Annotated in this window: 8 protein-coding genes; 7 read left to right on the plus strand and 1 reads right to left on the minus strand. The window is 66.8% G+C overall.

The window, feature by feature from the left end; all coding sequences use genetic code 11:
• Positions 1 to 177 precede the first annotated feature (177 nt).
• The 3 genes from ABLE43_RS17940 to ABLE43_RS17950 all read left to right on the plus strand — a co-directional run bounded on the left by ABLE43_RS17940 (position 178) and on the right by ABLE43_RS17950 (position 6,861).
• Positions 178 to 2,172 carry a BCCT family transporter gene (locus tag ABLE43_RS17940; protein ID WP_348979692.1) on the plus strand — a complete coding sequence of 665 codons (1,995 nt, stop codon included), beginning with the start codon at positions 178 to 180 and terminating at the stop codon, positions 2,170 to 2,172.
• A 210-nt stretch (positions 2,173 to 2,382) separates the two neighbouring features.
• The gene (locus tag ABLE43_RS17945; RefSeq protein ID WP_348979693.1) at positions 2,383 to 4,803 is read left to right on the plus strand and encodes a TonB-dependent receptor; all 2,421 of its coding nucleotides are present in this window, start codon (positions 2,383 to 2,385) and stop codon (positions 4,801 to 4,803) included.
• A 72-nt stretch (positions 4,804 to 4,875) separates the two neighbouring features.
• Positions 4,876 to 6,861, plus strand: coding sequence for a tetratricopeptide repeat-containing sulfotransferase family protein (locus ABLE43_RS17950; protein ID WP_348979694.1), 1,986 nt, complete (start codon positions 4,876 to 4,878; stop codon positions 6,859 to 6,861).
• On the opposite strand, the gene ABLE43_RS17955 is transcribed toward ABLE43_RS17950, so the two are convergent.
• The gene (locus tag ABLE43_RS17955) at positions 6,843 to 7,910 is read right to left on the minus strand and encodes a GlxA family transcriptional regulator (protein ID WP_348979695.1); all 1,068 of its coding nucleotides are present in this window, start codon (positions 7,908 to 7,910) and stop codon (positions 6,843 to 6,845) included. The two genes, ABLE43_RS17950 and ABLE43_RS17955, sit on opposite strands and share 19 nt — an antisense overlap.
• Positions 7,911 to 8,073: 163 nt before the next feature.
• On the opposite strand from ABLE43_RS17955, the gene ABLE43_RS17960 reads away from it, so the two are divergent.
• From ABLE43_RS17960 to folD, 4 genes are read left to right on the plus strand one after another with little or no spacing between them, the layout of a single operon-like run.
• A complete protein-coding gene (locus tag ABLE43_RS17960; RefSeq protein WP_348979696.1) occupies positions 8,074 to 8,823 on the plus strand; it encodes an electron transfer flavoprotein subunit beta/FixA family protein in 750 nt (249 codons plus the stop codon).
• A gap of 20 nt (positions 8,824 to 8,843) precedes the next feature.
• Entirely contained in the window at positions 8,844 to 9,776 is a 933-nt protein-coding gene (locus tag ABLE43_RS17965; RefSeq protein WP_348979697.1) for an electron transfer flavoprotein subunit alpha/FixB family protein, read from the plus strand.
• A 35-nt stretch (positions 9,777 to 9,811) separates the two neighbouring features.
• Positions 9,812 to 10,669, plus strand: a complete 858-nt coding sequence (gene purU, locus ABLE43_RS17970; RefSeq protein ID WP_348979698.1) for a formyltetrahydrofolate deformylase — start codon at positions 9,812 to 9,814, stop codon at positions 10,667 to 10,669.
• Positions 10,670 to 10,706: 37 nt separating this feature from the next.
• The gene (gene folD, locus ABLE43_RS17975) at positions 10,707 to 11,639 is read left to right on the plus strand and encodes a bifunctional methylenetetrahydrofolate dehydrogenase/methenyltetrahydrofolate cyclohydrolase FolD (RefSeq protein ID WP_348979699.1); all 933 of its coding nucleotides are present in this window, start codon (positions 10,707 to 10,709) and stop codon (positions 11,637 to 11,639) included.

The following is an 11,639-nucleotide window of genomic DNA, read 5'->3' on the forward strand; positions in this document are numbered from 1 at the left end:
TCCTGATGGTCCGAGCGACGGGCGCCATGCTCTTCTCCATGCCAAGCCGAGTGCACGACGAACGATCGGAGCCGGGCCACCAAGGATCACAAGCAGGGGAATGACGTGCTTCCCGGCCGGGCCATCAGGGCAACGGGCGGGAAGGCAATCGACGAAGAAAAGGGGGCACAGTTGGGGGTGAGCAGGTTCGTCATCAATCCGCCGGTATTCTACGGCTCGGTTGGCGTCATCGCGGTCCTGTCGGGCGTGGGAGCGTTCCTGCCGCACCAGGCCGAGGCGATCCTGTCGAGGGTGGAGGCCGGTATCCTGGCCGAAGTCGGCTGGTTCTACATGCTCGCCGTCGGCATCTTCCTCCTGTCGGTAACGATCCTCGCCTTCAGCCGGTTCGGCGACCTGAAGCTCGGTCCCGACGATTGCGTTCCCGATTTCCGCTTCGCTTCCTGGGTCGCGATGCTGTTCGCCGCGGGCAAGGGCATCGGCCTGATGTATTATGGCGTCGCCGAGCCGATCATGCACGACGTGCTGCCGCCCGATGCCGTGGCGCGATCGGTCGCGGCACAGCAGGATGCGATGAGCATCACCTTCTTCCATTGGGGCATCCATGCCTGGTCGATCTATTCGATCGTCGGCCTGTCGCTCGGCTATTTCGGCTACCGCTACAATCTGCCGCTGACGATCCGGTCGGGGCTGTACCCGATCCTGAAGCACCGCATCCACGGCCGGATCGGCGACGCGGTCGACATCTTCGCGATCTGCTGCACCGTCTTCGGGCTCGCGACGTCGCTCGGCCTCGGCGTGCAGCAGGTGAACGGCGGGCTGAACTATCTGCTCGGGGTGCCGATGAACGTCGGCGTGCAGGTGTTGCTGATCGTCGTCATCTCCACCATCGCGACGCTGTCGGTGCTGTCGGGGCTGGGCAAGGGGATCAAGCGGCTCAGCGAGCTCAACATCCTGCTCGCGATCGGGCTGATGCTGTTCGTGCTGGTCGCCGGACCGACGATCGTGCTGATGCGCGATCTGGTCCAGAACATCGGCCTGTATCTGACGACGTTCGTGCCCCGCACCTTCAACGTCTATGCCTATGCGCCCAACGCCTGGATCAACGCCTGGACGCTGTTCTACTGGGCATGGTGGATGTCGTGGGCGCCGTTCGTCGGCATGTTCATCGCGCGCATCTCGCGCGGGCGGACGGTGCGGGAGTTCATCCTGGCGGTGCTGCTGCTGCCGTCGATCTTCACCTTCGTGTGGATGACGGTTTTCGGCAACACGGCGCTGTACCTCGATCACGGCATCGCCGATGGCGCGCTGTCGGCGGCGGTCCGGGACAATGTCTCGATCGCCCTGTTCAAGTTCTTCGACTATCTGCCGTTCTCCAGCGCCACCACCGCGCTCGCCGTCTTCATGATCGGCATCTTCTTCATCTCCTCGCAAAGCTCCGGCTCGCTGGTGATGGACATCATCGCGTCGGGCGGAAAGACGGTGACGACCTCCGCCCAGCGGCTGTTCTGGTGCGTGCTGGAAGCGCTGGTCACGATCATCCTGCTGCTGGCGGGCGGCCTCGCCGCGCTGAAGGCGGCGACGATCATCGCCGCGCTGCCCTTCGCGATCGTGATGCTGACCCTGGTCTATGGCCTGTTTCGCGGGATGCGCGCCGACATGGCGCAATATGCGCTGCCGGGCCGCGCCGTGGCGGACTATGCCCGGCCTGTGTCGAACCGCTCGTGGCAGGCGCGGCTCGGTTTCGCGCTGCACACGCCGACCGCCGACGAAGTACGCGGCTTCCTCGCCGAAACCGTCCTGCCCGCGTTGCAGGCGGTCGCGGGCGAACTGAGCGATCGCGGCCGGTCGGCCACCGTCCGCCGGGACGAGGACAGCGTCTGGCTGGAGTCCCCGACCCCGGGGCAGCGCTGCTTCGTCTACGGCGCGCGGGCAACGGCCCGTCCGCGCGCGACCCTGTCGGCTGCGGATGCGATCGCGGTCGAGGACCGGTTCGAGGCGCGAACCTTCTTCGCATGCGGCGGGCAGGGATACGATATTCTGGGACTTTGCCACGATCAGGTGATCGCCGACGTGCTCGCGCAGTTCGAGCGGCACCTCGCCTTGTCGCGATCGCCCGACGCACTGCTCGTGTCGCGAGCGCCCGACCATGCGCCGGACGCCCGGTCGCACTGAGCGGCGCAGCCGCGCGCAACAGGAACGGTCAAGAATTCCCGGCCCGATGGGCTGGTGAGTGTAGCGGCACCGTCAATATTCGGGCCGCAGGTAAGAACGATAACAAAACAATCGATAATCACGCCGGAGGAATTTGCGACGGCCAAGCAGATTGGTCGTCAGGTTTCATTGAGGGAGGCGGGAATGAAAAGGGATCATAACGTATCGCGTATGCTTGGGTTGTACGCGACATCTGCACTGACGATGGTCGTGCTGGGTGGGCAGCCGGCATGGGCGCAGACCGCAACGGACGGCGCCGCCGCACCGACGACGGAGAGCGCGGCCACCACGGAGAGTTCGGCCGACGGTATCCAGGACATCGTCGTCACCGCGACCAAGCGGAGCGAGAGCATCCAGCGCGTACCGGTGTCGGTGCAGGCGCTCGACACCAAGGCATTGAACAACCTGAACATCGCCAGTTTCGACGATTATGTGAAGTATCTGCCGAGCGTCCGCTCGGGCGGCCGCGGCCCCGGCCAGAACGACGTGTACATCCGCGGCCAGGCCACCGACGCGGTCACGGTGCTGCTGTCGGGCGCGCAGGGCTCCGAACCGAACGTCGCCATGTATCTCGACGAGCAGCCGGTGACGTCGCCGGGCCGCAACCTCGACGTCTATGTGACGGACATGGCGCGCATCGAGGTTCTGCCCGGACCGCAAGGCTCGCTGTTCGGTGCCAGCTCGATGGCCGGCACGGTGCGGCTGATCACGAACAAGCCCGACATGAGCGGGTTCAGCGCGAGCGTCACCGGCTCGGCCGAGTTCACCAAGAGCGGCGACATGAGCAACGCGGTGGAGGGCTTCGTCAACGTTCCGCTGACCGACCGGCTGGCCGTGCGCGGCGTGTTCTATTCGGCGAACAAGGGCGGCTACATCGACAACGTCGCCGGGACATATACGCCCAGCCCGGCGGTCAACCCGGCGCTGCCGTCGGCACCGGGCACGACGTATGAAACGGCGAACAACAGCAACCTCGTCGAAAAGAACTTCAACGACGCAAGCTACCGCGGTATTCGCCTCAGTGCGAAATATGACGTGGCGCCCGGTCTCGACGTCCTCGTCACCCATGCGCGGCAGAATCTCGAGACGGACGGCGTGTTCGACTACGATCCCAAGGTCGGCGACCTCGAAGTGACGCGCTTCTTCCCCGACTTCCTGCGCGACAAGTTCAGCCAGACCGCGTGGACCGTCAACGGCCGGCTGAAGGACCTCGATCTCGTCTATACGGGCGCGTATCTGGATCGGAAGATCGCGCAGGCGGTCGACTATACCGGCTATACCAACACCGGCGCGTTCGCGGCCTATTACACCTGTACCTATACGACGCCGCGGCGCTGCCTTAATCCGGTCAAGGGATATAGCGGCAACCAGCGCATCCGGCGCCTGACGCAGGAGGCGCGGCTTTCCACGCCGCAGGACCTGCGGATCCGCCTGACGGCCGGTCTGTTCTACGACCGGACGAAGCTCGAGGCGCTGGACGATTACGTCTATGAGGCGACGCCGCAGCTCGGCTTCGCGCGCAACGCCCCGATCGCGGCGGCGCGGAACATCGATCCCCGCACGCGGCCGGCCGGTGTCGCCTTCTTCAACGACGTCACGCGGATCGGCGAGCAGAAGGCGATCTATGGCGAGGCGGCGTTCGATATCGTCCCCAAGACGCTGATCCTGAGCGGCGGCGGTCGTTACTATTGGCAGACGACGGAGTTCTACGGCTCGTCGAACTTCGCCAACCTCGGCACCGACTCCACCGTTCCCGGCGCCGGCGGGCGGATCTACAATCGCCCCAAGCTGCGGGAGAAGGGCTTCGTTCCCAAGGCGACGCTGACCTTCAAGCCCGACGGGCAGTTGCTGTTCTACGCCACCTATTCCGAGGGGTTCCGCCCGGGCGGATTCAACCGTGGCGGCGGCGCGCCGTCGTTCAACCCGGCCTATCCGACGGTGCCGGTCAACTATGTCTCCGATACCGTCAAGAACTATGAAATCGGGTTCAAGACGGACCTGTTCGACCGGAAGGTCCGCTTCAACGGCAGCTTCTATCGGGTCGACTGGAGCAATATCCAGGTCTCGCGCCTCGATACCGTCAACGTGTCCAACCTGACCTTCATCGACAATGCGGCGAACGCGCGCATCAACGGGTTCGAGGGCGACCTGACGATCAAGCTCGCGCCGCCGCTGACGCTGTTCAGCGCGGTATCGTACAATGATGCGAAGCTGACCGGTACGCAGTCGACCGTGATCGAACTGGCCCCGGTCGGCAGCCAGCTGCCGCTGACGCCGAAGGTCCAGGGCAATCTGCGGCTGCGCTACGACGGCGTCCTGGCGGAGGATCGGAGCTGGTTCGCGCAGGTCGGGACGCAGCTGGCCGCCCACAGCTACAACTCGCTCGCTTCGGCGCTGCGGGTCCGGCAGGACGGGTACAGCACGTTCGACGCCAGCGGCGGCTTCGTGGTCGGCAAGTATCGCTTCGAAATCTATGGCGAGAACCTGACCGACACGCGGGCGCAACTGTTCTACAACAACCAGGACCAGATTCCGCGGATCACGACCAACCGGCCGCGGACGATCGGGTTGAAGGTGACGGTGGACATGTAACCCCGGCGTCGGTTCCCGGCATCCGCGACGATGCCGGGAACCGGCGTTCCTATCGGAGATCGAACGAACGCGATGACGGCGGATCAGGCGAAGAACGCGCTTCAGGCAGGACGGCTGGTCGAGGCGGAGATGCTGGCCCGGAACGGGCTGGCCGCCGTGCCCGATGATCGCGATCTGCTGTACGTGATGGCGGTCGCGCAGCGGTATCAGGGCAAGCCGGACGACGCGCTCGCCACGCTGGACCGGCTGACGGCCGCCCATCCCGATTATGCGCGGGCGGCGCAGGAGCGCGGGCATGTGCTGGTCGCGCTCGACCGACCGGACGAGGCGCGCGCGGCCTATGACCGCGCCGTGGCGGGCAATCCGACGCTGATCGCCAGTTGGCGCGCGCTGATCGCGCTCAATGGCGATGATCCGCGCGAGGCGGAACGCGCGCGGGGCGAGGTTGCCTATCTGGGCGCGCTGCCGAAGGAACTGCTGGCGGTCGCCAGCATGATCTACGAAGGGCGGCTGCAACCCGCCGAGGAGTTGTGCCGTCGCTATCTGCGCGCGCATCCGACCGATGTCGAGGCGATGCGGCTGCTCGCCGACATCGGCACGCGGCTGCATGTCTATGACGATGCCGAATTCCTGCTCGAAAGCGCGCTGGCGTTCGAGCCGGATTACGCGCTGGCGCGGCTCGATTATGTCGGGGTGCTGCACAAGCGCCAGAAATTCGCCGCGGCCCATGCGCAGGCCGAGCGGCTGCATGCGATCGATCCCGGCAATCCGTTGTTCCAGAACGCGCTCGCGAACGAAAGCGCGGCGATCGGCCGCTATGACGCGGCGCTGGCGATCTACGACCGACTGGTCGCGGCGGGTGCGGCGGCGGCGGGAACGCATCTGGCGCGCGGCCATGCGCTGAAGACGATCGGACGGCAGGAGGAGGCCGTCGCCGCCTATCGCGCGGCCTATGGCGTGCAGCCGGACTTCGGCGATGCCTATTGGAGCCTCGCCAATCTCAAGACCTATCGCTTCACCGATGCCGAGATGCACGCCATGGCCGCCGCCGCCGACGCGCCCGGCACCTCGATCGACGATCGCGCGCACCTTCACTTCGCGCTCGGCAAGGCGTATGAGGACCGGCGCGACCACGCCGCCGCCTTCGCGCAGTACGACGCGGGCAACCGGCTGCGCCGCGAACAGTCACGCTACGACGCGGATGCGATGGACCGGGAGATGGCGGCGCAGATCCGCGTCTTCACGCCCGAGCTGCTCGCACGGCTGGCCGGATCGGGCGACCCGAGCGACGCGCCGATCTTCATCGTCGGCCTGCCGCGGGCGGGATCGACGCTGGTCGAACAGATTCTTGCCTCGCACAGCCGCGTCGAAGGGACGCTGGAGCTGCCCAACATCATGGCGCTGGCGCATCGGCTGAACGGTCGCCGCCGCGCCGACGAGCGGGAGATCTATCCCGATTGCCTCGCCGATCAGCCGCGCGAAGACCTCGCACGCTTCGGGCGGGAGTTTCTGGAAGAGACGCGGATCCATCGCACCGGGCGACCGCATTTCACCGACAAGATGCCGAACAATTTCCGGCACATCGGATTGATCCACCTGATCCTGCCCAACGCCCGGATCATCGATGCGCGGCGTGACGCGATGGATTGCTGCTTCTCCGGCTTCAAGCAACTGTTCGCCGAGGGGCAGGAGTTCACCTACGGCCTCGAAGAGGTCGGGCGCTATTATCGCGGCTACGAACGGCTGATGGCGCATTGGGACGCGGTGTTGCCGGGCAAGGTGCTGCGCGTGCAATATGAGGACATGATCGCCGATCTGGAGGGGCAGGTCCGCCGCATCCTCGACCATTGCGGGCTGGCGTTCGAGCCGTCCTGCCTCGACTTTCACAAGACCCGGCGGTCGGTGCGGACCGCCAGTTCGGAACAGGTCCGCCAGCCGATCTATCGCACCGGCATGGCGCAGTGGCGGCCGTTCGAGCCGTGGCTGGACCCGTTGAAGCGGGCGCTGGGGCTGATGCCGCCCGCCACGGGCGCGCCGGATCAGGCCGCGCCGGGCTGAGCGGCGATACCCGCGTCGCCCATCGCCGCGCTTCGCGCGCCGGTCGGCAAGGTGCGTACTTCTAGCGGCGACCGGCCGAAGCGGCGGCGGAACATGCGGCTCATATGCGAGGAATCGCAGAAACCGCATTCGACCGCGATCGTCGTGATCGACTTGTCGGTCGTCTGCAGGATGTGCTTCGCCAGCGAGAGGCGGATGTCCATGAACGCGACCTGCGGCGATACCCCCAGCGCGGTCTTGAACCGGCGTTCGAGCTGCCGTTTGCTCTTGCCCATCCGCTCAGCGATGTCGGCGACGGACAGCGGCATGTCGATATTCTGCTGCGTGATCATCAGCGCGCGCAGCACGATGGGATCGTCGGTGCGGTAATCGAGCATCGTGCCCGGCTGCGCCTTCTCGCCGCCCAGCGCCTCGTCGATGATCATGATGTGCATGCTCTTGCTCGCCTGCGCCCGGCCGACGTGCCGGTCGACCAGATAGGCGGCGAGATGGGCCGAACTCGCCCCGCCCGAGCAGGTCAGTCGATCGCGGTCGACGATGAAGATGCGGTCGGAAACGGGGTCGAGCCCGTCGAACTTCTCGAGGAAGTCGCGGTGGTGGAACCAGCTGACGCAGCATTTATACCCGTCGAGCAGACCCGCCGCGTGCAGGAGGAAGGCGCCGGTGCACACGCCGACCAGCGGGATGCCGAGCGCCGCGGCCTTGCGGAGATAGGCGGCATATTCCCAGCCGAACCCCTCGATCTCGTCGATCAGGCCGCCGACGACGACGATATAGTCGAACCTGCTGGGACAGCCGAGCTGTTCGTCGGGCTGGATGCTGATTCCGGAACTGGAGGGGATGCGGGCGCCCGTGTCCGATATGACCTTCCAGTCGCAGGCGATGTGGCGGCTACGGTCGCCCTCGTCGGCGGCGAGGCGCAGCACGTCGACGAAATTGGCGAAGGCGCACAGGGTAAACCGGCGGGCGAGGATGAAACCCACCGACAGACGCAGTCCCGCGGCGCGGCGGTGCTGCGAAGCGGCCAGTGCCTTTGCCGATGTCTTCAATCGCGCCTCCGCCGTGTCGACCTCTTTCTGTCACATGTCGTAGAGTTTGTGGCGTTCTGACGCAATTGTTCTTTGCCGCACTGCAACACTTGCCGCAAAGCTACTGATGTTCAAGGGGAATATCGCATCGTCACGACATGATCGTGGTGGGGGGAGCAGCAGCATGAAAGTTCTGGTGCCGGTCAAGCGCGTGGTTGATCATAACGTCAAGATTCGCGTCAGGGGCGACGGGTCGGGCGTCGACCTCGCCAATGTGAAGATGTCGATCAATCCTTTCGACGAGATCGCGGTCGAGGAAGCGGTGCGGCTGAAGGAGGCCGGCATCGCGACGGAGATCGTCGTCGTGTCGATCGGGCCGGTCCAGGCGCAGGAGGTGCTGCGCACCGCGCTGGCGGTCGGTGCGGATCGTGCGATCCTGATCCGGGCCGAGGCGATGCCCGAGCCGCTGGCGGTGGCGAAGCTGCTGGCGGCGGTGGCGGGCAAGGAGCAGCCCGGACTGGTCCTGCTCGGCAAGCAGGCGATCGACGATGATTCCAACCAGACCGGACAGATGCTGTCGGCGCTGCTCGGCTGGTCGCAGGCGACCTTCGCCTCGCGGATCGCGATCGCCGGCGACCGCGCAACCGTGACCCGGGAGGTCGATGGCGGGTTGCAGGTGCTCGACGTGGCGCTGCCTGCGGTCGTCTCGGTCGACCTGCGCCTCAACGAGCCGCGCTATGCGACGCTGCCCAACATCATGAAGGCCAAGAAGAAGCCGCTGGAGGAAATGTCGGTCGACGACTTCGGGGTCGACGTCACGCCGCGGCTGGCGGTGCTGACGACCGAGGAGCCGAAGCTGCGCGGGCCGGGCGTCCGGGTCGCCTCGGCCGCCGAGCTTGTCGACAAGCTCAAGGCCGAAGCCTGCGTCCTGTAATTGTGATCGGGAGACCAGACATGACTATCCTGCTGCTCGCCGAGCACGACAACAGCACCCTTTCCGAACTGACCGCGCGGGCGCTGACCGCGGCATCGCAGATGGGCGATGCGGTCGACATCCTCGTGGCCGGGCAGGACGCCCAGGGCGTCGCCGCAGCGGCGGCGCGGCTCGCCGGCGTACGCCGCGTGCTGCTGGCGGAGGGGGCGGCGCTGGAACAGCGGCTGGCCGAGCCGACCGCCGCGCTGATCGTCGCGCTGGCGGCGGGGTATGGCGCCGTCGTCGCACCGGCGACGAGCACGGGCAAGAACGTCCTGCCGCGCGTCGCCGCGCTGCTCGACGTCATGCAGCTGTCCGACATCATCGAGGTCGTCGCGCCCGATACGTTCAAGCGTCCGATCTATGCCGGCAATGCGGTGCAGACGGTCCGGTCGGGCGACGCGGTGAAGGTCGTGACGGTCCGCACCGCCGCCTTCGCACCGACGGCAGCGGGCGAAACCGCGGCGGAGATCGTCACGATCGGCGAGGCGGGCGATCCCGGCCTGTCGCGGTTCGTCGAGAACCGGTTCGCCGCCACGGACCGTCCCGATCTCGGCGCGGCCCGCATCGTCGTCTCCGGCGGGCGGGCGCTGGGTTCGGCGGAGAAGTTTCGCGAGACGATCCTTCCGCTCGCCGACCGGCTGGGCGCCGCGGTCGGCGCATCGCGCGCGGCGGTCGACGCGGGCTATGCCCCGAACGACTGGCAGGTCGGACAGACCGGCAAGGTCGTGGCGCCCGATCTGTACGTCGCCTGCGGCATCTCCGGCGCGATCCAGCATCTGGCGGGCATGAAGGACGCCAGGATCATCGTCGCGATCAACAAGGACGCGGACGCGCCGATCTTCCAGGTCGCGGACTATGGCCTTGTCGGCGACCTGTTCGAGCTGGTCCCCGCGCTCGAGCGCCAGCTCTGAGCCGACCGAACGCATCATCCGAACGAGGCCTGTCCATGAACGAGAAGTCCTACGTCATCCGGCTCGGTTGCCCGGACCAGCCGGGCATCGTCGCCGCCGTCACCACCGCACTGGCGGGACTGGGCGCCAATATCCTCGAATCGAACCAGTTCTGGGATCGGCAGGCCGATCACTTCTTCCTGCGGATCGCCGTGACGGTCGCCCCCGACGTCACGCGGGAGGCGGTGGAACAGGCGCTCCGGCCCGCCAATGCGCAGTTCGGGCTCGACCTGTCGGTCACCGACATCGCGCAGCGGCCGAAGATCATCGTGATGGTGTCGAAATTCGACCATGCGATGCATCACCTGCTGTATCAGATCAAGGTTCGCTGGCTGAACGCCGACGTGGTCGCGATCGTCTCCAATCACGATGCCGCGCGCGCCGCTGCCGGGATCGAGGGCGTTCCCTTCCATCACTGGCCGGTGACCAAGGAAAACAAGGCGGAGCAGGAAGCGAAGCTGCTCGATCTGGTCGAGGCGACCGGTGCGGAGCTGGTCGTCCTGGCGCGCTACATGCAGGTCCTGTCGAACGACCTGTCCGAAAAGCTCTACGGTCGCGTCATCAACATCCACCACTCGTTCCTGCCGAGCTTCAAGGGCGCCAAGCCCTATCATCAGGCGCATGAGCGCGGGGTGAAGCTGATCGGGGCGACCGCCCATTATGTCACGCCCGACCTCGACGAGGGGCCGATCATCGAACAGGAAACCGAGCGGGTCAGCCACAGCCTGACCAGCGAGGATTTCGTCGCGACCGGACGCGACATCGAATCGCGGGTGCTGGCGCGCGCGGTCAAATATCATCTCGAAGGGCGGGTGATGCTGAACCGGCACCGCACCGTGGTGTTCGCACCGTGACCGGGGCGGTTTGCTCCCCCCAGATCCGCCGTCCGCGATGACCGCGGCGATCATCGACGGCAAGGCGTTCGCCGAGCGGCTGGGCACGCGGATCGTGCAGGCGATCGCGACCTTCGCGGGCAGGACGGGCCGCCGCCCCGGCCTCGCGGTCGTGCTGGTGGGAACCGATCCCGCGAGCGAGATCTACGTCCGCAGCAAGGGGCGGATGGCGCGCCGGCTCGGCATGGAGAGTTTCGAGCACGTCCTGCCCGCCGCCGCCTCGCAGGACGACGTGCTGGCGCTCGTCGCGCGGCTCAACGCGGATGCGGCGGTCGACGGGATTCTCGTCCAGCTGCCGCTGCCGACCCATATCGACGGCCGGACCGTCGTGGCGGCGATCGATCCGGCAAAGGACGTCGACGGGCTGCATCCCGCGAACGCGGGGCTGCTCGCCTCGGGCCTGCCGGGCGTCGTGCCGTGTACGCCGCTGGGCTGCCTGATGCTGCTGGAGGCGCGGCTGGGGTCGCTGAAGGGGCTGGACGCGATCGTAATCGGTCGCTCGATCCTGGTCGGCAAGCCGATGGCGCAACTGCTGCTGTCGCGCGACTGCACCGTCACCCTGGCCCATTCGCGCACCCGCGATCTGCCGTCCAAGGTCGCGGCGGCCGATATCGTCGTCGCCGCCGCGGGCGCTGCGGAGATGGTCCGGGGCGCGTGGATCAGGCCGGGCGCGACCGTGATCGACGTCGGCACCAGCCGGATCGTGCGCGACGGTGCGAAGCTGCTGGTCGGCGACGTCGAATTCGCGGCCGCCGCCGAGCGGGCCGGTGCGATCACGCCGGTGCCGGGTGGCGTCGGCCCGATGACGATCATGACCCTGATGCACAATACCGTCCTCGCCGCGCATCGCCGCGAGCGGCTGGCGGACCCCGACCTGTCGATCAACGGCGCGGACGCACCCGCCGCCCCCCTCCCTGACGCAAAGGATTGA

Origin of the sequence: Sphingomonas silueang (assembly GCF_040049155.1) — a bacterium.
Taxonomy (GTDB): domain Bacteria; phylum Pseudomonadota; class Alphaproteobacteria; order Sphingomonadales; family Sphingomonadaceae; genus Sphingomonas; species Sphingomonas silueang.

Coding starts and splice junctions, on each gene's coding strand:
- ABLE43_RS17945 (WP_348979693.1), top strand. CDS start 2,383: ATGCTTGGGTTGTACGCGACATCTGCACTGACGATGGTCGTGCTGGGT.
- ABLE43_RS17950 (WP_348979694.1), top strand. CDS start 4,876: ATGACGGCGGATCAGGCGAAGAACGCGCTTCAGGCAGGACGGCTGGTC.
- ABLE43_RS17960 (WP_348979696.1), top strand. CDS start 8,074: ATGAAAGTTCTGGTGCCGGTCAAGCGCGTGGTTGATCATAACGTCAAG.
- ABLE43_RS17965 (WP_348979697.1), top strand. CDS start 8,844: ATGACTATCCTGCTGCTCGCCGAGCACGACAACAGCACCCTTTCCGAA.
- purU (WP_348979698.1), top strand. CDS start 9,812: ATGAACGAGAAGTCCTACGTCATCCGGCTCGGTTGCCCGGACCAGCCG.
- folD (WP_348979699.1), top strand. CDS start 10,707: ATGACCGCGGCGATCATCGACGGCAAGGCGTTCGCCGAGCGGCTGGGC.